The 24,143-nt window shown below is 39.4% G+C and carries 20 protein-coding genes; 11 read left to right on the forward strand and 9 right to left on the reverse strand.

Annotated features, from left to right (window positions below; genetic code table 11):
• Positions 1–5: 5 nt before the first annotated feature.
• The gene (locus BW935_RS10840; protein ID WP_076501370.1) at positions 6–476 is read right to left on the reverse strand and encodes a ribosome maturation factor RimP; all 471 of its coding nucleotides are present in this window, start codon (positions 474–476) and stop codon (positions 6–8) included.
• Between the two features lie 416 nt (positions 477–892).
• On the opposite strand from BW935_RS10840, the gene BW935_RS10845 reads away from it, so the two are divergent.
• Genes BW935_RS10845 through rodA form a run of 5 tightly spaced genes read left to right on the forward strand, consistent with a single transcriptional unit; the run spans position 893 to position 6,351 of the window.
• Entirely contained in the window at positions 893–1,921 is a 1,029-nt protein-coding gene (locus tag BW935_RS10845) for a rod shape-determining protein (protein ID WP_076501372.1), read from the forward strand.
• 7 nt (positions 1,922–1,928) lie between these two features.
• Positions 1,929–2,762, forward strand: coding sequence for a rod shape-determining protein MreC (gene mreC, locus BW935_RS10850; RefSeq protein ID WP_076501374.1), 834 nt, complete (start codon positions 1,929–1,931; stop codon positions 2,760–2,762).
• Complete coding sequence (locus tag BW935_RS10855; protein WP_076501376.1) at positions 2,755–3,276, forward strand: rod shape-determining protein MreD; 522 nt, start codon at positions 2,755–2,757, stop codon at positions 3,274–3,276. Before mreC ends, BW935_RS10855 begins: the two co-directional genes overlap by 8 nt.
• Complete coding sequence (mrdA, locus tag BW935_RS10860; RefSeq protein ID WP_076501378.1) at positions 3,276–5,075, forward strand: penicillin-binding protein 2; 1,800 nt, start codon at positions 3,276–3,278, stop codon at positions 5,073–5,075. The genes BW935_RS10855 and mrdA overlap by 1 nt, the downstream gene beginning before the upstream one ends.
• 1 nt (position 5,076) lies before the next feature.
• Positions 5,077–6,351 carry a rod shape-determining protein RodA gene (gene rodA / locus BW935_RS10865; protein WP_076501380.1) on the forward strand — a complete coding sequence of 425 codons (1,275 nt, stop codon included), beginning with the start codon at positions 5,077–5,079 and terminating at the stop codon, positions 6,349–6,351.
• 2 nt (positions 6,352–6,353) lie between these two features.
• Here rodA and BW935_RS10870 read toward each other — a convergent pair whose 3' ends face one another.
• From BW935_RS10870 to BW935_RS10895, 6 genes are read right to left on the reverse strand one after another with little or no spacing between them, the layout of a single operon-like run.
• Complete coding sequence (locus tag BW935_RS10870; RefSeq protein ID WP_076501455.1) at positions 6,354–7,688, reverse strand: DUF58 domain-containing protein; 1,335 nt, start codon at positions 7,686–7,688, stop codon at positions 6,354–6,356.
• 2 nt (positions 7,689–7,690) lie between these two features.
• Complete coding sequence (locus tag BW935_RS10875) at positions 7,691–8,692, reverse strand: AAA family ATPase (RefSeq protein WP_076501382.1); 1,002 nt, start codon at positions 8,690–8,692, stop codon at positions 7,691–7,693.
• Positions 8,679–9,890 carry a DUF4350 domain-containing protein gene (locus BW935_RS10880; RefSeq protein ID WP_076501384.1) on the reverse strand — a complete coding sequence of 404 codons (1,212 nt, stop codon included), beginning with the start codon at positions 9,888–9,890 and terminating at the stop codon, positions 8,679–8,681. Before BW935_RS10880 ends, BW935_RS10875 begins: the two co-directional genes overlap by 14 nt.
• Positions 9,887–10,612 (reverse strand): DUF4129 domain-containing protein, encoded by a 726-nt coding sequence (locus tag BW935_RS10885; protein ID WP_076501386.1) that lies wholly within the window; start codon positions 10,610–10,612, stop codon positions 9,887–9,889. The genes BW935_RS10880 and BW935_RS10885 overlap by 4 nt, the downstream gene beginning before the upstream one ends.
• A 1-nt stretch (position 10,613) precedes the next feature.
• Positions 10,614–11,456 carry a hypothetical protein gene (locus BW935_RS10890; protein ID WP_076501388.1) on the reverse strand — a complete coding sequence of 281 codons (843 nt, stop codon included), beginning with the start codon at positions 11,454–11,456 and terminating at the stop codon, positions 10,614–10,616.
• Entirely contained in the window at positions 11,453–12,412 is a 960-nt protein-coding gene (locus BW935_RS10895) for a stage II sporulation protein M (protein ID WP_076501390.1), read from the reverse strand. The genes BW935_RS10890 and BW935_RS10895 overlap by 4 nt, the downstream gene beginning before the upstream one ends.
• A gap of 33 nt (positions 12,413–12,445) precedes the next feature.
• Between BW935_RS10895 and BW935_RS10900 the strand changes: the two genes are divergently transcribed.
• Positions 12,446–13,162 (forward strand): RDD family protein, encoded by a 717-nt coding sequence (locus BW935_RS10900; RefSeq protein ID WP_076501392.1) that lies wholly within the window; start codon positions 12,446–12,448, stop codon positions 13,160–13,162.
• 245 nt (positions 13,163–13,407) lie between these two features.
• Here the strand turns inward: BW935_RS10900 and BW935_RS10905 are convergent, their stop codons facing one another.
• Positions 13,408–16,140 carry a M14 family metallopeptidase gene (locus tag BW935_RS10905; RefSeq protein ID WP_076501456.1) on the reverse strand — a complete coding sequence of 911 codons (2,733 nt, stop codon included), beginning with the start codon at positions 16,138–16,140 and terminating at the stop codon, positions 13,408–13,410.
• Positions 16,141–16,415: 275 nt separating this feature from the next.
• Entirely contained in the window at positions 16,416–17,576 is a 1,161-nt protein-coding gene (locus tag BW935_RS10910; protein WP_076501394.1) for a hypothetical protein, read from the reverse strand.
• Between the two features lie 34 nt (positions 17,577–17,610).
• Here BW935_RS10910 and BW935_RS10915 point away from each other — a divergent pair, with 34 nt between their 5' ends.
• The 5 genes from BW935_RS10915 to rho all read left to right on the forward strand — a co-directional run bounded on the left by BW935_RS10915 (position 17,611) and on the right by rho (position 23,911).
• A complete protein-coding gene (locus BW935_RS10915) occupies positions 17,611–17,937 on the forward strand; it encodes a 2Fe-2S iron-sulfur cluster-binding protein (protein WP_076501395.1) in 327 nt (108 codons plus the stop codon).
• Between the two features lie 323 nt (positions 17,938–18,260).
• Complete coding sequence (locus tag BW935_RS10920) at positions 18,261–18,845, forward strand: thymidine kinase (protein ID WP_076501397.1); 585 nt, start codon at positions 18,261–18,263, stop codon at positions 18,843–18,845.
• 171 nt (positions 18,846–19,016) lie between these two features.
• Positions 19,017–21,242, forward strand: coding sequence for a type IX secretion system anionic LPS delivery protein PorZ (gene porZ / locus BW935_RS10925; protein WP_076501398.1), 2,226 nt, complete (start codon positions 19,017–19,019; stop codon positions 21,240–21,242).
• Positions 21,242–21,931, forward strand: coding sequence for a DNA repair protein RecO (recO, locus tag BW935_RS10930; RefSeq protein WP_076501400.1), 690 nt, complete (start codon positions 21,242–21,244; stop codon positions 21,929–21,931). The genes porZ and recO overlap by 1 nt, the downstream gene beginning before the upstream one ends.
• A gap of 189 nt (positions 21,932–22,120) precedes the next feature.
• Entirely contained in the window at positions 22,121–23,911 is a 1,791-nt protein-coding gene (rho, locus tag BW935_RS10935) for a transcription termination factor Rho (RefSeq protein WP_076501402.1), read from the forward strand.
• Positions 23,912–24,143: the final 232 nt, after the last annotated feature.

Below are 24,143 nucleotides of genomic sequence, written 5' to 3' on the forward strand. Positions count from 1 at the left end.
TTTTTTTACTTAAAAGAGACTAGTACAATTGATTTCTTTATTTCTTCCAAAGGGAGTTCTACTTCTTCTTCTGTCGCTTTCTTCCCTTTTTCTTTTTTCTTTACCTTCAGCTTGACAGTTGAAGATTCCACTGCAAGAAGCTCTCCTTCCATTTCCTTGCCATCTGTCAAGGTCACTTTAAGACTTCTGCCCACATTTTTTTGATATTGTCTTCTTGAGCTTAGAGGATAATCCACTCCAGGTGAAGAAACTTCAAGCACATAGGCAGCATCCAAAAGCTCCTTGGCCTCTATCTCCTCACCTACTTGCCTACTGACAAATGCACAAGTATCAATACTGATACCATTATCCGCATCTATCAAGATCTTAACTTGTGGCTTGCCCTTTCCTTCGATCACCTGAACCTCTACTATGAAATGCTCCTGATCAGGAAGGTGCTTTTCGACGATTTCTTCTATGGTTTGTTTTATACTCATATTACTCTTTACCATAATGAAAGAGGGGACTGTCGTCCCCTCCTATATTCGGCTAATACGCCACAAATTTAACAAAATTATTTCCAGAAAAAAAAGCATCTAAAATATCATATCTATTTAAAGTCCCTGAAATCAAATATTATAGCTTTGATAAACCATCAATATTTGAAAATTCAGGAGTTTTGGTACGTTGCTTGCTAATCTGGCAGCAAGTCATTGAAAGCTTTTGTATTACAACAATGGAAAAACGAGTATGACAAGCCTTTTTTTGTAGCATGAAACATTGTTTCAAAAAAAAAAGGCATATTGATAAGAAATTGCAATTAAGATAATAATTTTGCTGTCCCACGTTTCGTGTTATGCATTCATAATGCTAACTTTAACAAATTCTCAATCAAAATTCAACCAAACAAATAATGGGTTTATTCGATTTTTTTTCGAGCGACATTGCTATAGATTTAGGTACTGCAAATACACTAATCATCCATAAAGATAAAATCGTCGTGGACGAGCCATCCATCATTGCCATAGACAGGACTACCAATAGGGTTTTGGCTGTAGGAAAAGATGCGATGAACATGCACGAAAAAACGCATGAAAACATCAAAACAATCCGTCCATTAAAAGATGGAGTGATTGCTGATTTCTATGCAGCTGAACAGATGATCAGAGGTCTGATCAAAATGATCCCAGGTCACAAAAAAGGCATGTTCCCACAATCACATAGAATGGTAATCTGTATTCCTTCTGGCATCACAGAAGTGGAAAAGAGAGCCGTTAGAGATTCTGCTGAGCATGCTGGTGCTAAGGAGGTCTACATGATCTATGAACCAATCGCAGCAGCCATTGGTATTGGTATTGATATTGAGAAGCCTATGGGGTCCATGATCGTGGATATCGGAGGTGGCACCACTGAAATCGCATTGATCGCATTGTCTGGAATCGTCGCTGATCAATCTATCAGGGTAGCTGGTGACACTTTCACCAAAGACATCCTTGATTACATGCGTAGACAGCACAACCTATTGATTGGAGAAAGATCTGCGGAAAAAGTAAAAATCGCTATCGGCTCAGCTTTGACGGAACTTGATGACGCTCCAGAGGATTATGAAATCAGAGGTAGAGACTTAATGACAGGTATTCCTAAAGTTATCAAAGTATCTTATTCTGAAATCGCATTTGCACTGGATAAGTCTGTTTCTAAAATAGAAGAAGCTGTATTGAAAGCACTTGAAATAGCGCCACCAGAACTTTCTGCCGACATCTATGACAATGGTATTCACCTCACAGGTGGTGGGGCATTACTCAAGGGACTGGATAAGCGTCTACATCAAAAAACAAAACTGCCTATTCACATCGCTGAAGATCCATTAAGAGCAGTAGTAAGAGGAACAGGAACCGCCTTGAAAAATATTTCCAATTTTAGAACCGTTTTGATGACTTGATGACTGAATGCAGCGGATTTTATTATTTCTCTACAGTTTAAGAGCATTTCTATTATTTGTTTTTTTGGAGGCAATCGCCATCTGGCTGATTGTCTCCTTCAATTCACAACAAGGCTCTGCCTTTTTCAACAGTTCCAATCAATTCAGCGGAAAAATATTAGGAGCACAAAACAATATCTCTGATTATTTTTCTTTAGCAGAAGTCAACAAAAGACTTCTAGATACCAATGCCGAACTTTTAGCAGCATTGGAAGTCTTGAGAAAACCTGCCGACAGTGTTTATATACAACTGGATAGTGCTTTTGAGAGTAGTTTTGAGTTTAAAGGAGCCAAAGTCATCAACAACTCAATCAGGCTGAGTCAAAATCACCTCACGATCAACAAAGGTGCAAATCAAGGCATTAAGCCAGGTATGGGTGTTTTTAATGGACAAGGCGTAGTGGGGAGAGTTAAAGGTGTTTCCAATAACTTCGCTACGGTGATCTCATTACTTCATACAGATCTCTTAGTCTCTTCCAAAATTGAAAGCTCAGAAGTTTTTGGTTCGATCAAATGGGATGGTAACAATCCGAAATTTGCCAAAATGCTCTATGTTCCAAGGCACGTGAAAGTCCAAAAAGGTGACAAGGTTGTAACTTCAGGCTACAACGCCATTTTCCCTGAAGGCATCGCCATAGGCACCATCTCGGAAGTAAAACAAGGCGCGGATACCAATTATTTGGATATCACAGTAGAGCTGTCTACGGATTTCACGAGGATATCTTACGTGTACTTGGTAGAAAATACAGTCGAGCAGGAATTAGACTCTTTATACAATAGCTCTGGAATAAGTAATGAATAGTAGTAGGATTTTTATATTGATCGGAAGCTTCATCATATTTACTTTGGTGCAAGTGCTAATACTTAAAAACTTGGTGCTTTTTGGTGTAGCTTTCTGCTTTTTGCATGTTTTATTTATATTGCTTTTACCAATCGAAACCAAAACTATCCCAAGTCTATTGATCGCTTTTGGCTTAGGATTAATGGTAGATTTATTTTATGATACTATCGGGATACATACAGCTTCATTATTGATTGTAGCTTTCATCAAGAAGCCTTGGATCAAAATCCTAACACCTACTGGAGGATATGATGATAACCTACAACCATCTATGCTCAACATGGGCTTTGGTTGGTTTGCAACCTTCAGTGTACCATTATTTTTGATTTACAATATCGCTTTCTTTTTTATTGAGAGTTTGGGCACGGATTTATTCATCCCTGTCGTTCAAAAAATTATAGCGAGTACTATTTTTGTATTTGTAATGAGTATTATTGTTCAACTGTTGTTTTACAGGAGAAGGAGAGGAATATAATGAACGACAAAAGACCCATCGTCTTAATCATTGCGATTGCCTTGATCGGCATCATTTTATTAACCAAATTATTCTTGATTCAGGTGGCTGATGACAGTTTTCTCAAAAAAGCTGAAAGAAATGCCGTGCAAAGATTAGTAGATCATCCTTACAGGGGGTTAGTTTATGATCGAACAGGAAAAATCCTTGTTTACAACAATCCACTTTTTGATCTGATGATCATTCCTAAGGAATTTTCTGTTCAGGATACCGCTAGATTTTGTGAGATTTTCAATATTTCTAAAGAGCATCTCATAGAGGGTTATACTGCCGCAAGGAAATATTCCTCAGTAAAGCCTTCACCTCTAATCAAACAAATCTCAACAACAGAATTTGCCAAAATTCAAGACTTCCTGATTGACTACCCTGGGCTTTTTGTTACAACTAGATCTGTACGCTCCTATCCGCAACCAGTAGCAGCAAGTGCTTTGGGCTACATCGGGGAAATCAGTGCAAGGCAATTAGAAAGAGATACTGTGAAATACTACCGACAAGGTGATTTTGTAGGTCTTGCAGGGCTCGAAGGATTCTACGAAAAAGAACTTCGAGGGGTCAAAGGGGTCAAGTATAAAATGGTCAATGTAAGGGGGGTGGACAAAGGTTCTTTCAAGAATGGAGAATATGATACTGCTTCGGTAGCCGGTCATAACCTAACCTCTACCATTGACCTTGACCTGCAGCAGTATGGTGAAAAATTAATGGGAGGAAAAGTTGGCTCAGTGGTGGCCATCGAACCAAAGACGGGTGAAATCTTAGCTATGATTTCCGCTCCTACTTATGACCCAAACATCCTTACCGGATCTCAGTTTGGCGCCAACTACATGAATCTAAACCGGGATGAAAGCAAACCACTCTTCAACCGACCGATCATGGCGACTTATCCTCCTGGGTCTATATTCAAAATCGTACAATCCCTAATAGGCCTTCAAATGGGTGTATTGACTCCTAATACCACTTATGCCTGCAACCGATCACTTGTTGCTTGCCACAATCATCCAAGCCCAGTCAATCTTTTTGGAGCGATCAGAAACTCTTGCAACCCCTACTATCATCAGGCCTATCGCGCTATGATCAATAGAGAAGTGTCTTCCAATACTTTCAAGGACACCCAGATCGGATTAGATCAATGGAGGGACAAGGTATTGGCATTTGGTCTAGGGGGGCCACTTGGACTAGATATGAATAATGAAAAGGGCGGAAGTATTCCTACCTCTAACTATTACGACCGAGTATACGGGCAAGGAAGATGGAGGTACTCGACCATTTATTCCTTATCAATTGGACAAGGAGAAATGATGGTGACACCACTTCAGATGGCAAACTTGGCGGCGATATTTGCCAACAAGGGTTACTATTATACCCCTCACCTGATCAAAGCCATCGATGGTGACGCTACTAGAATCAACCCTGAGTACCGAACAAAAAAAGAAGTAGGTGTAGATGCCCATCACTTTGATTTGATTCAAGATGCCATGGCTGAGGCCATATATGGTACAGCGGCGAGAGCTGCCATATCTGATATTCAGATCGCTGGCAAAACAGGAACCGCGCAAAATCCTCATGGAGAAGATCATTCTGTATTCATAGCTTTTGCTCCAAAAGATGATCCGAAGATTGCGATCGCAGTCTATGTAGAAAATGCTGGATGGGGTGGAAGAGCAGCGGCAAGTACAGCATCACTCATGATCGAAAAATACATCAGGGGAGAAATCACAAGACCTGCGCTAGAAGAATATGTCTTAGCAGGAAAATTCATGTAATTTGAGACAGGACGATTTATATATCAATAAAATTGATTGGATTAGTATCCTTATCTATGTGGCCTTGGTCACAATAGGCTGGTTCAATATCTATGCAGCAGTTTTTGACGAGCAGAATGCCAAGAGTATTTTTGATTTATCAATTAATTCTGGTCAGCAACTCGTCAGGATCGGTGCTGCTTTGATTATGATTCTTTTAATCATGGTTGCGGATTATCGCTTGTTTGATAATCTATCACTCATTTTGTATGGTATTTTTATTCTGTTATTAGCAGTTACACCCTTTATAGGAAAAGAGGTAAACGGTCAAATTCTTACAGTAGGATTTGGCTCGATTAGGATTCAGCCGGCTGAGTTTGCCAAGTTCGCAACTGCTTTGGCATTGGCTAAATTCATGGAAAGACCGAGTTTCGACCTAAGTCAAGTTAAATATCAACTTCAGGCATTAGCCATCATCATGGTTCCTGTGATATTGATCATGTTACAGCCCGATACCGGAACAGCCATGGTCTACTTTGCATTCTTCATCATGCTTTATAGAGAAGGAATGCCGCAAAGGTACTATGTATTGGCCTTGACACTCATCGCGGTGTCGCTTCTTGCGCTTGGTATTGAGAACAACCTCTATTTGGCATTTGCCATACTTGCGGTAATCACAATTTTAATTTTATTAGGCAAAAAGAGTTTTACAAGAATCATTAGTTTTATAGTCATAGGCATCTTGATGATAGGGTATACCTACAGCTTAGATTATGCAGTATCTAAATTACCACAGCATCAGCAAAACAGAATCATGGTGCTCTTTAATCCTGACTTGGATCCTTTGGGTGTGGGGTGGAATGTAACGCAATCAAAGATTGCAATTGGCTCAGGTGGATTTCTTGGGAAAGGCTACTTAGAAGGCACTCAAACCAAGTTTGATTTCGTCCCAGAACAACATACAGATTTCATCTTTTGTACATTGGGAGAAGAGTTTGGCTGGGTTGGAAGTTTTGTAGTGATTTTGCTTTTTTGTACACTATTGATTCGTTTGGTAATAATGGCTGAAAGGCAAAAAACAAGATTCTCTAGAGTGTATGGATATTGTGTCGTATCTATATTATTATTTCACTTTGCTATCAACATTGCCATGACCATAGGACTATTCCCTGTAGTCGGGATTCCACTTCCATTCTTTAGCTATGGAGGTTCATCACTTTGGGCTTTTACAATCTTACTCTTCATTTTTATCAAATTAGATTCGCATAGAGTACAGATGCTTGGAAGGATGAAGTAAATTTAAATCATCCCCCTTGCCTTCAACTCCAAATACTTATTGATAGTATTGATACTTAGCTCTTTGGGCTTGGTTAGGATGGTTTGGATACCGTGACGGTTGAGCTCCTTGGCCATCAACCTTTTGTCATACATAAACTTACCCGCTACGGTTTGCAAAAAGACTTCCGAAATCCGCGCTGAGTCCTGTCCTGCAACTTCTTCCAGTAGCGTATTTTCAAACATCACAACAACCAATAGATGTTGTCTAGCAATAGCCTTCAAATATGGTAACTGTCTTTCCAGTGCCGAATGATGTTCAAAATTGGTAAAGAGAAGCACCATACTTCTTTGACTCACTTTACGCTTCAGCCAAGTGTATAGCAGTCCAAAATCCGTGTCCAAATAATCTGTCTTCAGACCATAAAGGAGCTCTAGGATAGCAAGCAGATGGGTCTTCCTATTGCTTGCAGCTAGTGAGCGGTGCATGATATGTGAAAAAGTGATCACACCAGCCTTATCGCCTTTTTTGATTGCAATGTTTGAAAAAGCCAAGCAGCTATTGATGGCATAATCTAGCAAACTGAGCCCATCGAATGGCATTTGCATCACCCTTCCCATATCTATGATGGAATAGATCGGTTGTGATTTTTCATCCTGAAACTGATTGACCATCAGGTCTGCGGCTTTAGCAGTAGCCTTCCAGTTGATAGAGCGTACATCATCGCCAAGGTTATATTCTTTGATCTGCTCAAATTCTAGTGTATGCCCGATTCTCCTGATCTTTTTGAGTCCTTGCTCCACTCTATAAGTATTACTGGCCAAAAAATCATACTGTTGCATCTGTACAAATGATGGATAAACCTTGACCATTTGCCCTTTTTGAAAACTCAGCCTACGCCTCACTAAGCCTAACCTACTCTGGATAAACACATGGAGATCTCCAAAGAAATACTCCCCTCTTTCGAGTGGAACCAAATGATAAGACAAAGTACCTTCTCCTTTACCTGACAGATAGCCACTTAATTCAAAATCACGCTTCTGAAACTGCATAGGAATTTCGTCAATGATTACATAATCAATTGGAATATTGAGCTTATTCTCCAATCCTAGCTCCACTTCATTGCTATCAGAGTTAGAGAACTTTTCTGGTAGTACCCTACTCGCTTGTAAGGGATGAGGATTTCTAAATAGTAAAACCAAATCCAATAAAAATACTACTCCCAAACTCCAAAGTAAAATCACAGCAATAGGAAATAATGCCGTAATCCAATAGGAAAGCAAGAAAATCAGGCTCAACCCAATCAATGTGAGGTAAAGTCTAAAACCAAGAAAGAGTTGTTGGATAAACTTTTTCACGATCAACGGGGAATTTCTACAGATTGTATTATTCCATCTATGACTGTATCAGTACTCATACCTTCCATTTCTCGCTCAGGACTCAACAATATCCTGTGTCGCAATGCTGGAGTCACCACTTTCTTGATATCTTCTGGGATTACGAAATCCCTGCCATCAATGGCGGCAATCGCTTTGGAAGCATTCATGATAGCAAGACTTGCACGAGGTGAACCACCTAAATAAAGGCTAGGGTGATTCCTAGTCCTGACTACAATCTCTGAGATATATCTGAGAATTTTCTCCTCCACACTGACTTCCATGGTCAAGTCTTGGAATGCAATCAAAGCCTCTGGCTTGAGAACTGCTTGCACTTGATCTAAGGCACTATCTGATTTTCTTGCATGGTGACTTTTGAGAATCTCAAACTCTTGATCTAAGTCTGGGTAATCAAGCTTAATCTTGAACAAAAATCTATCAAGCTGTGCTTCAGGCAAATTGTAGGTTCCCTCCTGCTCGATTGGGTTCTGAGTCGCCAATACCATAAAAGGTGCTTCCATATTGTACTGTGTACCATCCATGGTTACTTGACGTTCCTCCATCACTTCAAATAAGGCCGACTGGGTCTTGGCTGGTGCCCGATTGATTTCATCGATCAAGATGAGATTAGAGAATATCGGCCCTCTCTTAAACTCAAATGCACCCTGCTTCATATTGAGAATAGAAGTACCTAGAACATCACTAGGCATAAGGTCAGGGGTAAATTGTATCCTGCTAAAACCTACTTCCAGCGTCTTAGCAAAAAGTTTGGATGTAATGGTCTTGGCAATCCCAGGCACACCTTCAATCAAAATATGGCCTTTGGACAACATCCCGACTAACAACAAGTCCACCAAATCATCTTGACCAATGATCACCTTTCTGATTTCGGTCTTGATTGCTGCTACAGCTGCCCGGAGTTCCTCCAGCGGAAGTCTACTCTGAAAATCCATTTCCCCTGACTCTTGTGGTTTATTTTCCTCCATGTTGATATTTTTTGAATTCGTTGATTTTTTTGTTTAATGCAATGACATCTGCCGAAGTACATTCTTGCTTATGCCTCAAAATCTCTATGTAGGCAAATAAGTCCTTGGTCTTTTCTAAAGGATAGCTTGATCTTGCCGCTAATTTTCTCAGATCATCCTCCACAGATTCAAGTCCAAGCCTGAAAGAAGTTCTGCAATAATCCATAAATAGCGCAATTTGTTGTTCAATATTCTCCCGGTAGGCATTCTTTTCCAAATACATGGCAGAGATAGTCTCGGCAAAAGCCACTGTTTGATTCTCCAAAGGCTTCACGATGGGAATACTCCGCTGCTTTCTTCTTCCTTCAAATACTATCCATAGCAACAACATGGCAATGATAGCATAGTAAGCCATCTTGAGATTGGGGTTAGAAAGAAAGAGGTAGAGTGGTGATGAAAAGATAGACTTCCCATTTTTGACATAGTTGTCATAAAATACAAGCTGCTTAATAGGCAAATAGCCAAGAATCGACTCAGTATAAATTTTATTTTCAGCATCTAGCAAGAAATAATTGCTAAATGCGAGGGGAAAAAGATGTAAGAAAAACTTGCCCTCACCATAGCCTACTTCCAAAAACATGGGCTGAGCAGCTTTTTCAGAGTTAGTGAATTTTGACATGCCTAGGACTCGCAAGTCCAACGAATCGGGAAAAGTGAAATATGTCAAGCGAGTAGACCTATCAAACATAAATTCTTGCCCTTTCGAAAGGCTAGTATCATTCAAATACAAACTGATATGCTCCTGGAAATTACTCAATTCTATCGTTGACTTGATATCAATCCCCAAGGAATCAAGCAATTCCTTCCCAATGAACCTTGCTGATATAAAAGCTGCGTTACCTTCATTTACCCAAGTCAATAGCCTTTTAGAAGTCTCTTTGTCAGGGAAAAACCCACTATTGAAAATCAACAATGTGCCATTTTCTGCATCAGACCTTAGCCATTCGTAAGTAGACGAGTTGATCTCAGCAAGAGATTCGGGAGAGATTACCTTCGCAAACTGCTCATAAAAAATCTTACCACCATAAGGCGCTTTATCCATCTTGTCATAGCTCTCCTCCCAGTTCAAAGGTGGCTTAGAGGTGGCTTGAAGTATCAAAATCACCAAGATTGTGAATACCAAAAAGCCTATGAGAAACTTTTGCTTACCTTGTCTCATAGCGCTTCTTCAACTTGATGAAAGCTTCTCTTGACTGCATCAAAAGATGATTGGTCCAACTCAAATCCTCCATACCAGATATAGTCATATATTCTAGTAATACTAGTAAATCCAGTTTTCAGCATCCCTTCAGGTAACTCCTTGATGTAATCATGGTTGGTCTTTTGAATTTTCCAATCGATGAGTGATTGCTCCATCATTTTTTTCAAAATAGACAGATAAGAATATCTAACTGCCAGTCGGAAATCTCCTTGAGCAATTGCTGCTTCAATCAGGTCTTGAATATCCTGACGCTGCATGACGGCCTCATCGTCTGTAAATCCAACTTTGGCGTTGTTGATTTTCTTATCCGATGTGGGATAGACTTCATATTTGGTAATCACCCATAGCAGGAGAACAGAAAGCAACAAAACGGCAATGTAAGGCAGCGCCTGAACTATAAAATTTCCAAACTTACCCAACTTACCAACTCCAATTAACCAACTTATGAATTTATTGACTGCTTGGTTGATTTTCCTTTTCAATTTCTCGTACCAGTTTTCTCCATCATCTAACTCCACATATTGATAGGATTCATCAGAAAGGTACTCCTCAATGTAAGCTTCCCCAAAACTCAATGGCTTTATTCCTTCGGATTGTATTTCCGAGGTGGTTTCTGCCATCAATCCTGAGAGCTGGAAAAAGCAAAAAAAGAAAATCAGCCCAAGCGTAACTCTTCGCATATCAAATGTCTAACTCTTCTATTTTTTGCTTGAGGCCTGTTCTATTTTGCTCCTCATCTAGGTCATAATACACAAACCCTAGAGCCACCAAAAATACAATAGAGAGTAGATTGCTACCCGCTGAGCCCAAAGCGCTTAAGGTCAAATAAATAAAATCACCTGGATTGCCACTTGTCAATGTCCCTTCATTGGAAGAAGTGATGACCATTTTGGTGACATTATAAATCAATGCAGGAACTGAAAAAGCGAAAGACATCACACCGATAATGATCGCAATGACGATCACGGTGCCAAAAGTCACCCACCAAAAGCCCTTTATCAACTTGAAACTTTCTCCAAGAGCTCCAAAAATCGTTGTTTCTTTAAATAATAAAATAGGAAAAACCACTGCTAAGGGCACTAAAAAATAAATCCCGGGAATAACAAAAAAGATCAATCCAAAAATCAACATTAAATAGGCTAATAAAGTAAGTCCAATCATGTTCCCTATATTGCTTTTGGCTTCTGATACTACATACTCCAAGTTGAGCTCCTTCCCCTTTGTCGTATCATATTCTTTGATAAAGCTATAAACTGTAGCTGAAGATGTGGCATAAAACAACAAGCCTGCAAGTCCCAAACCACCTAATGAAAATACAGCAGAATAAGGTGTGATTTCGCTAATATTACCAATTACATACTGATAATATACAGAGGCTAAAATCACCAAAATAAATGGAATCAATGATGTACGAATCAGTACCGTAAACAGGTCCTTGAAATTGCCTCTTACAAAAGCAAAAGTATCAGAAAGAATTTCCCCTAGTTCCCTACGTTTTTTGAATTGGATGTAATTGTTTGTCATAGATTTTTTTGTTGATGGATACGAATTGGATAAATGATATAATAGAAAATAATTATAGCCAAGGAAGCTAAAATAATCGTGACATTGAAAATATCAGGAAAATGAGTAATTCTTGTAATAAAACCTTCTAGAAAGCCTGCAATGATGAAAAATGGAATTGTACTGATCAGGATTTTGAGACCGGCCTTGGCTCCTCTTTGGAACGAGGCCAATCGTGTATAAGTGCCGGGAAACAATATGCTATTCCCCAACACGATACCAGCACAGCCAGCCACAATGATTACAGCGATTTCAATGGTGCCATGTATCCAGATTGTTCTTGCAGATTCCCACAGCAATCCTTGATCAAAGAAAAAATATTGGAAAGAACCAAGCATAATCGCATTGCGCATCATGATAAAGAAAGTTCCCACACCTAGCAGTATCCCTGCTGAGAAAGCGAGCAATGCAACTCTGATGTTATTGATGGTGATTCCCAAAAACATATCCACTTTGTTCATTTCCTTGTAGACAGCCATGGGATCGCCCTTTTCAATATTCTCCAAGGTCATATTAACATACGCATCGCCCATGATGCTCCTAACAAAGGCACCATCTGTCGCAGCCGAATAGGCACCGATCATAGAAAAGATCAAGAATATCAAAAATGAAACACCCAGCTGCGGAAGGTATTGGTAAAACATGGCTGGAAATTCATATTTATAAAAATTTATAAACCTTCCTTTGGATTCCTTCTTTGTTTTGTAGATTTTTTGGTGCGCTTTTGAAGCAAGCTGATTGAGGTACTGATGCGTATTGCTATTTGGGTAGAATGTCTGTGCATAGCTCAGATGATCTGTGATTTCTATATACAGATCCCCAAGCTCCATAGGTGATATAGCCAAGTCTGAAACGAGGACATTTTCAAACCTCGTCCATTTATCCTTATTTCGCTTAATAAAGGTGGCTTCCCTCATCTATTTGTTCAATTTTATCAAAGAAAATAATAAATGAAAGAATTTCAAATCAAGACTGCCCAAAATATTAGTATAAATCAAAATACAGCTAATGTTGGGACTCGAATAGCAGCCTATCTGATTGATGGGGCCATCATTTTCTTTTATATTATTTTCATCATTTTTGTAGGATCTAAAATCAAATCAGACACTTCATTGGCTTGGTCGGTCTATTCTCTATTTTTTTTACCTGTATTACTTTATCACTTACTCTTCGAGAGCTTCTTTGATGGACAGTCTCCAGGCAAGATGGCCATGAATATCCGAGTTGTAAAGTTAGATGGCTCCAAACCCACACTAAGCAATTACCTGATCAGATGGCTATTGAGGTTTGTCGATATCTCTATCACCACAGGCGGTATAGCTGTGATTAGCATTTTGGTAAGTGGTAGAGGACAAAGGGTAGGTGATGTTGCAGCAGGAACTACGGTAGTCTCTGAAAATTTCACTATAGGATTGCATCAGACATTACTTCAGGAGATTCCGGAGGACTATGTACCCAGATATCCCCAGGTGATTTCTCTCACAGACAAACAAATCCAAAATATCAAACAGATCAAAAATGAAGCACTGAAAGCAGGAGACTTTGGATTGATCAGAAAACTAGCAGAGAAAACAGCCTCTCTGATTCAAGTAAGTCCAGAAGAAAAAAACCTAGAATTTATAGATAATATCATCAAAGACTACAATTATTATGCGCAGAAGGGATGAAAAACTTTACTCCAAATAACACTAACCTTTGATTGATTGAATGTTATTACAAAGCAAAAACCCACGATCCGAAACCGTGGGCTTTTGATTAATGTACTTTTACGATTATTCCTTGATTACAAGAATAATGATTCCTCTGTAAATCGATATTCTTATAGTCTCAGTTGACTACCAACTATTGACTGTCGACGATTATCTACTGAAAATCAATTCTTCAATTCAATTAGCAACTCAATAATTATAATTTATTTATACAATTGATTGAAGAGCAACTTGAATGTACCATGCGATTGTGCTCTATATGTGATCTCTGGCGTGTAGACGATCAGTGAGCCTTTACCTATTGGAGCGGAGAATCCTGTGATTCCATCTTCCAGATAAGCTTCACCCCATGCCCAGCCGCTTCTCAATGGCGTCTGTGTGTCAAACCAGCTCAATACTTCCAACCCTTGAAGTTTTGCTTCTGGCTTAAATTTGAAGACTGGGTTGTTGTTGAACAAAACATATGCATAATCATTCATACCATAGGTAGCACCTAAGTTGGTATTCATTCTTGTTTGCAATACACTACCAGGCACATAGTATTTTTCTCCGGCTAGCGGTCTCTCAGAACCATCTCTTTGAATCTCTACCAAGGCATTTTTCACTGGCAATTCCATATGATAGGCCAGTATAGAAGCCGATCCTACTGCTACTACTTTGCCACCATTTTCCATAAATCTTCTCAATTGAGGAATAGACTTATCTGTAGACAAGCTACCAACCATATGCCTGTACTCCGCAGGAATGTTGGATTCGTCTGGACCTCTTGAGCCTCCAGAGGAACCTACACTAGGAATTCCACCGCTAATAAATAGAATGGCATCATATTTTGCATTCAAATTTCCATTATCGATTTCCTTAGGGAAGATCAATTGAAAGTCAAAATTGTATTGCTCCAGTATCCATCTCACCCAACCACTTGGCATAGAACCACCATAATTATCATATAAGGCAACCCTAGAAGGCTTGATATATTGAACCCCTTTAGGTTCTGATTTGGCTTCTGAGATATTGATTCCGAATTGCTTACCATAATCAACCAAGACTTTGTAACCATTAGCATGCACATAGAAAGAGCCCGCTGGCATTCCAGCTGTAGCTTCGGTAGTTCTACCGACTTTTATATTTTTCTTAAGTAACTCATTGGCGATAGCAAAAGCATCATTGTGCACACTACTGATCAAATAGCCTGATTTGGATTCTTTCAAGCTTGCTGGGGCAGGGCTTTCGAGTTCTCCATAGGCCAAAGTTTCAAATGGCCCATCGAAACCTTCAAGAACTCTATCAAATGTTACATTCATTTGGTAAGCCAATGTCCAACCTGCAGCATCATAAGGTCTGATTGGAGGTCCTCCTGGGTACTGGAAGTCGTTAGGATAGTCTTGCGGCTCAAACATATCGATGATATGAGGCCTGAAAGCCTGATCTGTTTTGACCACGTAAGAGCCCTTAGGGTAGCGCTTGCCATTGACAGTAAAGTCTGCTGAAGCCTTTTCTATTCTGATTCCAGTTTTTATCAATGCATTGACAAACTTGATTGCGGTAGCAAAGTCCTCTTGATCTGATGGAATGATAAAACCTCTAGGATCTCTCTTCTCTGGAGCACGATAGACGCTATCATAAAATACAGAAGGAATACCCCATCTTGAGTTGCCACCCCTTGCATTGTCCTTTTGAGAATCTGCATAGGCAGTCTTGATTGCTTCCACTTTTTTAGGGAAAGGTGTCCAATAATCTTCACTTCCTCTCTGAATTGAGCCTTTACCCATAGAGTAGATATTATAAAGTAAATGATCCTTATTCCTAGCAGCATAATCCAATACGGCATAGTTCAGGGATACTGAGTAATCTATGGATTGTTGGAACTTCCATGTTTCCTGTGGGGTCACTGGGAAAGGTGTATTGGCATTTGGAACCAATCTATCTGGCACTAACGGAATAGATTCTGGATTAGGTCCACCAACGATTTCAGTTAGAATCCCGATGATATTGTGATAATGGGTGGTAGTTCTCAGACCACCATTGTACCAAGTAGAAAAGGTAGAACCATTCATTCTGGTAAAACCTGGCTTATTTTCAGCATTGAGACGATTGTACATCGCTGCACCCACCGCATCGATTCCAGTCACCATCATTGGATCAAAAACATAGTTGAAAGGGTCTCTATACGGAGGTCCTGCCAAAACTGAACCTGCAGGCCCCCTTTGATGGTGATTATACATTACCTGAGGGATCCATTCTACAAAAAGCTGATAGCCTAGATTTGTAGATTCCTTCATATTCTGAATATAGAAGTCTCTATTATTATCATGTCCAATATATTTCTGGTACAGGACAGGGAGACCAGACAAACTTCTTTTCTCTGGCTCAGGATTTCTCATATACCAGTTTCCGATCTTTTCATGACCATCAGGATTGGCATGTACAAAAAGGGTAATCACATTATCTAAAATGCGCTGATTCTCTTTGTCGTCTCTGCTCAGAATCTGATAGATCGTCTCTGTCAACTGATGAATACCAACAGTCTCAGTAGAATGCAAGCCCCCATCGATCCAAACTACCGCTTTACCTTCTTCTGCGAGCTCTCTGGCTTCTTGTTCGGTAAGTTCTTCGGCTCTGGCCATTTTGACTGAGATATCTTTGAATCTCTGAAGATTTTTATGGTTTTCAGGAGAAGTGACGATCATCATCCACTGCTCTCTACCTTCTTCGGTTTTGCCGATAGACACTAACTCTGCACGATCAGAGATCCCTGCGACTTTTTTGAAATAAGCTTCAGTTTGGGTGTAATTGGAAATATGATAATCCTGCCCCATGCCAAAACCGAAATGTTCTTCTGGAGTAGGAATTTTTTGCCCCATGACCTGCATGGAGGAGATCAGCAGACCAAATAGGAGTAATCCCCATGGTCTCAAGTTGAGTTTTTGTCTAATCATATCTGAGCTGTTTTGAATCTTTAAAATGATTTCATTGCTGAATATCATTCAAAAAGTAGGCATTTGCCTGAGTTCGAACAAATCCATGTATTAGAAGTGGTCAAATTGAGGGATAAAGATGCAAAGGAGTGCTTATTATTAGAAAAAAATATTAATAAGAAACTTTTTCCGCCAAGTCTAAGGAACCAAGGCTTAGCGGATCAAATTCCACAGCTCTGGGAAGGTATCTACAAATGTCCAAAACACATTTGAATTTTCCATTGACCATTTTGCTATCAAACCTTTTGATCAAATTTCCTGAAAATCAATTGTAAAAACTCCTCCACAGGCTCAGAGTTCTTGTCCCAGTTCAACTCCCCAACGTAACGTTCATTCACCAGCTGTATCGCCTCCATAAAGCTATCACATTGATCTATTGACTTCAATGCATGCTTCATCAAATCTGGATTACCATCAAATAATTCTTTGGTAAACATAAACCGTTGATTGATCCCCACACTCTCCGAAAGCTCAGAGATGGTACCCTTCATGATGGAGTATTGCTCAGATTCAAATTTTGCCCAAGCTTGCAATGGGTCTATGGCTTTTTTAGGATCTACAGACTTGAAGCTTGTCGCAGCAGTACTTGGTGTGGCTTCTTCCTGACTTTGGCTAAGTTCCTCAGATACTTCTTCTTCAGATTTCATCTCTACATCAGAACCCTCTGCTATCTCAGATACTTCTTCACTTTGACTAGCTACTTCTTCAGCTTCCTTTTCAATTGCACTATCCGCTAAACTAGGGCTTAGATAAGCTTCTTCTGACTTTTTTTCAACTCTTTCAAAAAGAATCTCAGAATCCAGATAAAGCACTTGTTTGAGCTCCTCTAATAAGGCTTCAGCAGTGCTCAAGGTATTTTTTTGCTGTTCAAAATTCTGCTGCAAGGCATTTTTATAAGCATCTACATTTTGAGAAATTCCAGCTCTATCAATTAAGCTTGTCACCAAACTCTCGTGCCAGCGGTAATACTTTTTGTTCTCTTTCAAAAAGGTATTGATTCCTGAATCACCTGCTTTGTCAAACTCTCCTCTAAAAAAATTCAAAGGGTCGAGCGCCAATACGATAGAAAAACCTACAGCCTCTACCAGCAAGGGTTCAAAGTTCTCCCTATCTATTTTGATAGACCTAGAGAGCACATTCATAAATTCCTGTAAAGCTAGATGGACATTATTATCTCTATAGTCAAAATATGGATTAGATTTTAGCTTTTCCAGTTCTTCTTGCCAAGCCTCAAAAAGTGACTTGATCACAAAGAAATTGACTTGTTTGCTTGGCGTGAGCTTGACAAGCTCTGCACCTGTCATGTACTTTTTGGAAGAAAAATATTGGTCGCAAACTTTTTTAGCGAATTCTAAGGAATAGTTTTCTAGATATTTGCTGTTAATTTTAACACTCATAAGTAGGGATTTTAAAATATTCAGAGCACAAATCATGCTGAAAATTATCATCGAGAACTTACATCACAAGGAAATAAATACTCTTGAAAGTAAGCGTAAAGTTATAGAAATAATTCATGAAAACTACATCGACTGGATGCATGCTTGTGGCAAAAAAGGTCGCTGTACCTCTTGCAAAATGATCATCACAGAAGGCGCTGAAAATCTGAGTCCATTGACGGAAAGAGAAGAATTTTTTAGAGAAAAAGACAGATTAAAATTGAATGAAAGGTTATCTTGCCAAGCTGAATTGAAATCTGGAACACTCAAAATCCGAGTAGCAGACATCAATAAATTTCCACATGTAAAGTATAGTGATTAGGGGATTAGGGGTTTAGTTGATTAAGTGGATTAGTTATCAGGGACTGGCAAGCTGAATGGTGATTCTATCTTTATCCCTACTCATTTATTCATGGGTTAAAGAGGGGATTGGAGATTAGGGGATTGGTTGATTAAGTGGATTAGTTATAAGAAATTAGGACGAGTAGGATGGTACTTCTACTTTCATCCTTCACCCCTCATCCTTTCTCGATGGATAATAAGAAATTCACTTCTTGATTCTTGTCTCTTGTCTCTTGTTTCTTATCTCATGATTCATAAATCACATCTTATACCAGCCACCTTTGCTCAAAAAAGAATTCAAATATGTTTATAGAGCCTTTTATAGGATCCAACAATAAAAAAGATAGAAAAGGACACATCGAAGTGGTCTGCGGATCTATGTTTTCCGGGAAAACGGAAGAGCTGATCAGAAGGCTGAATCGGGCTTTGATTGCAAAGCAGAAAGTTGAGATTTTCAAGCCTGCCATTGACAAAAGGTATCATGAATTTGATGTAGTCTCTCACAATGAAAATGCTATTCGTTCTACACCTGTACAGTTTGCAGAAGATATCATCTTGCTGGCTGGAGATTGTGATGTAGTGGGGATTGACGAGGTTCAATTTTTTGACAATCGGATCGTCGAAGTAGCAAACATCCTAGCCAACTCAGGTAAAAGAGTGATTTTGGCTGGACTAGATATGGATTTTGAAGGAAAAGCCTTTGACCCCATGCCACAGCTGCTGTCCATTGCAGAGTATGTCACCAAAGTTCATGCGATTTGTATGAAATGCGGAGACTTAGCCTCTTATTCTTTCCGACTTTCTGATGCCAAAGAAAAAGTAGTCTTAGGAGAAAAAGAAAGCTATGAAGCCCGATGTAGGAAATGTTTCTACGAGGATAAAAAGTAAATTGAACATACGGAACTTTGCCAACAATAATATAAATGGCCAAGTTTGATGATCATCTCTGATATTGATAGATATTGGATGCTAATTGATATTGACCATTTGCAATCCATTAAACCGATAAGTTGAAAATCCTCGTAAGGAAGCTTATATACAACGAAAGTGATTTTGGAAATGAAAAATCAGACTAAGACCTCTTTTTGGACATGTGTGTATTCGAAATGGAAATTCATCTTGGGGCTAAGTCTGTACTTCGTTTTTAGCTTTTCTAATTCCTTTACCTTCGCCCAATCCAAAATCCCTGTGGGTGCTTGGCGCACACAGGCAAGTTACCTAGACCCTGCAAGACTCACTGGCAGTGATCAAACGGTTTTTCACATTGGAAAAGAAAGTCTATTCTACTTTAGTACCACATCCAAAGAAACTTTCCAAGTCTCTAAATTAGATGGGCTCTATGCGCAGCAATTCACCAATGCCAATTTTGATGAAATTGAAAAAAAACTGATCATCACCTATGCGGACGGTAGTATAGACTTACTGGGAGAGAACAACATCCGCAACATCGCCACCTTGAGAAATAACACACAGATCAGTGAAAAAGGAATCAATCGTGTCAAAAAACTAAGCGTCAACACATTTCTAGCAGCAGACTTTGGTGTAGCCATTATCAATAGTAGAAACAATCAGTTTGTAGATGCATTCATCAATATCGGACCGAACGCCTCCACACTTGCTGTATTCGATATCACCGAAGACTCAGAGAACTATTACTTGGCTACAGCTATGGGAGTTTTGATCGGCAACAAGTCTTCGAACCTGCGAGATTTTCGAAACTGGAACCTTTTAGACCTAGGTAGTCAGAATAGGTACCAACAGATCGAATATTATGAAAACACCCTTTTTGCATTGAGCAAGGAAGGGGAAGTTTTCGTTTTTGAGAATGGAAATGCAATCGCACTTCTGGGAATAAGCAATGCAAAAAACTTGAAGAGATTTCCACAAGGCCTATTTTTCCAATCAAGTCAAACGGTATATCAGGTGCAAGCCAATGGTTCATATAGCACTTATTTGACTTGGGAGGAATCTTTTGATGACTTCCACATTACTTCTCAACATACATATTTGAGTATTACTGGAAAGGGATTATTAGATAGCGCTGATGGAAGCACTTTTTCACCTAATGGGCCACAGACGAAGGTACAAGCATTTGCTTTTGACAGAAGTGGAAGCTATGCTCTTCCATTTTTCAGACAAAGTAATGGGCAAATAAATGCTTCTTCTGGAAATCAAAGCAGCAAACTATTTTCAGGAAATTGGTCCGAAATAGACCAAGTTGAGAATATCTTAGCCATTCAATCCATCGGATCAAAAACATTCTTCGCGAGCAGAAATCAGGGATTATGGATTTCAGAAGACAACGAATTAAGTCAAATAATCCTAAATGGTGTTAATCCAAACACGCCAATTAGAACCATCCAAGCTGATGCTATGGGGCAACTTTGGGTTGGTTTAGAAGACAATCAAGGTCGCTTGATCAAGATCCGTGATGATTCTCAATCTAGCATTCAAGTAACCGGGCTTTCCTTTCCACAAAAAATAGAGGTTGACAACCGAGGTAACCTTTGGATCTTGCAATCCAACAACCTTGGCAATACCTCCATTAGGGTGTTCAATGAAGATTCACAACTCAACAGATCACTCAGCACAAGCCCTAATCAAGGAGGCTTACCCAACTCAAGCGTCAGAGATATCAAGCTAGATGGAGAAAATAGACTTTGGATAGGCTTGAGTAATGGAATCGTTTTTTTACCAAATGTAGCTTCGATTCAGAATTCCACTGCCATCAATGTGGTTCAGCCACTTTTTCAAAATCAACCCTTGCTAGCTGGAGAGATGGTGACTGCTATCGCTATTTCTCCTGATCAGAATCTTTGGCTAGGCACAAATTCCAATGGCTTGTTTCAGTTTACCTCAGAGGGTTTAGCATTGATCACTCACTTCACAAATGCCAATAGCCCCCTATTCACCAATCAGATCAGTAACCTTCAATTCAACAACTTTACTGGAGAGTTATTGATCACCACTCCTGCTGGAGGGCAAAGCTACAGGTCAGGAAGTATAGCACCCAGTGAACAATTGGGCGACATCAAAATATTCCCAAATCCTATTAGACCTGATTTCAATGGGCTAATGACCATAGAAGGATTAACAGATTTCACCGAAATCAAAATCAGCAATACTGCAGGCAGAGTGGTCTTTTCGAATCAAGTACGAGGCGGTAGTTTTACATGGAATGTGAGAGATCTATCAGGAAAAAGACCTATCCCAGGTGTATATTTGGTCTTTGTAATAGATGAAATAGGTAGAGAAAGAATTGCTGGTAAATTTGTGATCCTCTGATGCTGAAAAAGTCACAAGGTATAGTCCTGTCATACATCCGATATCAGGAAACATCAATCATCGTTCGGATATTCACGAGGGAGTTGGGGCTCAAGTCCTATATAGTCAATGGAGTCAGGTCTGCCAAAGGAAAGCCAAAGATGGCCCTCTACCAACCATTAACTATCCTTGACTTGGTGGTCTATGACAAAGAATCCTTGAGCCTCAATAGAATATCGGAAGCAAAACTCCAACATCCCTTTCAGAAGATTCCTTTTGATTTTATCAGGTCAGGCATAGCTATGTTTGTAGCTGAAGCCATCAGTAAATCCATCCATGAAGGATATCAGAACGAACAGCTTTATGACTTTTTGGAGCAAGCTTTGAAGCATTTAGATGGAGATTCGGTCAAGTTAGCTTTGTTCCCCATCATTTTTCTTTTAGAAATGTCTAATTACCTTGGCTTTGCGCCGAGTGATGCCAAATCATTCTTTGAAGAAATCCTTCAGGAAATGAAAGTACCAGAATTGATCCAACAAGAAATACAAGCATTAGATCTCCTGATTGTAGCATCCTTTGGCTGTCAAGAGACCATACCAAGTAAGACTAGAAAGGCGCTCTTAGACCATCTATTGATATTCTATTCCCAACATTTAGAGGATCATGGAGCTTGGAAATCAGTGAAAGTCCTCAGACAATTGCTATTATAATAAAGTCAATTGGTTAAAAACTTGCGAATTAAAATTGGAAGGTGTAATATTGTGCTGTCACAGTATTTCAAAATCCTCTCCCCGTGGATTTTATACTATCCTGAATATATTTTTAATTCAGTTCAGTAATACTCAATACATTTAATCAATTACACATCTTAGTAAAATTATCCATTTCATAAGCTTTTTATGTATAACATAGAAGAATTAAGAATCAGGCTTCTTTCTGAATTGAAAGAAATCGCAGAGGAGTTGGGAGTGAAGAATTTCAAAACTCTGAAAAAAGACGATCTAATCTATGCGATCTTAGATCAACAAGCCATCACCCCAGAAAAAGCCCTCCCGAAAAAGAAACCTTCTGTCGCAGAAGCAGAACAAGAGCAGCCAGAAAAAAAATCACCCTCCCCTGCTGCTGAAACTCCAAAAATTGAAGACACCAAGCCTAAGTTCAGAAGGCAGAATGTCACTGAAATAGCAAAAGAGGAACAGGAAAAGCAAAAAGAGGAACCTAAATCTGAGGCCAAAGAGAAACCTAGGCGAGAACCAATCGCTAGGGAAGAAAAGCCAATAAGAGAAGTTCCTGCAAAAGAGTCGAAACCTCAAGAAAAGCCAGCTGAAGAATCCAATAGACCATCAAAATCTTCTATTCCAAGCCCAGCTGCTGAGGATGAAAAACCAAAATTTATCCGTCCTAGAAGAAAGGTAATAGACGAAATCGAAACAGAAAAACCAAAAGCTGCTTCAACTCCTGAGCAGGAAATCGAACTTCCTAGGAGGAAAAACATCAAAGATATTGATGAAGTCCACATCCCTACCGCTGAAGTCGTACCATCCAAAAGAAAAACTTATGTAAGTCCAAAGGAATTTGAAGGCATCATCGAAAATGAAGGTGTGCTTGAGATCATGACAGAAGGCTATGGCTTTTTGAGATCTTTGGATTACAACTACCTGGCTTCTCCAGATGATATTTATGTTTCCCCTTCACAAATCAAACTTTTTGGTCTCAAAACAGGTGACCACATCAAAGGCACCATCAGGCCTCCAAAAGAAGGTGAGAAATACTTTGCATTATTGAAAGTAATCACCGTAAACGGCAAAACTTCAGAGGAAATTCGTGATAGAATTCCATTTGAGTATCTCACACCACTTTTCCCTGAAGAAAGATTAAACTTGACCACAAGATCTGACAACTACTCTACCAGAATTTTGGACTTATTTGCTCCAATCGGTAAAGGCCAAAGAGGGATGATCGTGGCACAGCCTAAGACGGGTAAAACAGTACTCTTACAGCAAATCGCAAATGCCATTTCCGAAAACCATCCAGAGGTTCACTTGATGATCCTTTTGATCGACGAGAGACCTGAGGAGGTGACAGACATGGCTAGATCTGTGAAGGCGGAGGTGATTTCATCTACTTTTGATGAGCAAGCTGAGCGTCATGTGAAAGTGGCTTCCATTGTCTTGGAAAAAGCGAAAAGAATGGTCGAATGTGGTCATGATGTCGTGATCCTCCTAGATTCTATCACCCGATTGGCTAGAGCATATAATACAGTAGTACCTTCCTCTGGTAAAATCCTTTCTGGTGGTGTGGATGCAAATGCCCTACACAAGCCAAAAAGATTCTTCGGTGCTGCAAGAAATGTAGAGAATGGTGGTTCATTGACCATCATCGCTACAGCTTTGGTAGAAACAGGCTCCAAAATGGACGAAGTAATCTTTGAGGAATTCAAAGGAACTGGTAACATGGAACTAGCTCTTGACAGAAAGCTTTCCAATAGAAGAATATATCCTGCGATCGATGTGCCTAGCTCTGGTACAAGAAGAGAGGATCTATTGATGGACAAAGAGGAAATGCAACGTGTGTGGATCTTACGTAAGCTAATGTCAGACATGAATTCTCAAGAAGCCATGGAATTCTTGCTACAAAGAATGCGCGGAACCAGAGATAATGTTGAATTTTTGATCAGCATGAATGGCTAAGCCAACCAATCTATAAAACTGAATTCAAAGCCCCTATCATTAGCTTGGTAGGGGTTAATTTTTTCTTATAAAAAGTCAATTTAATTTTCTACATATTTAGTTATTTGAATTCAGCTAATAAAATGGATTTTGAATACTGTATTTCGCTTTGTAAACTAATCTATTGTTTTATATTATACCGCGTAGGATATTTGTTTTCAGAAAGTTACGGACAGGTCTTTAACCTTACTAA

Origin of the sequence: Belliella pelovolcani (assembly GCF_900156785.1) — a bacterium.
In the GTDB taxonomy this organism is placed as follows: Bacteria; Bacteroidota; Bacteroidia; order Cytophagales; family Cyclobacteriaceae; genus Belliella; species Belliella pelovolcani.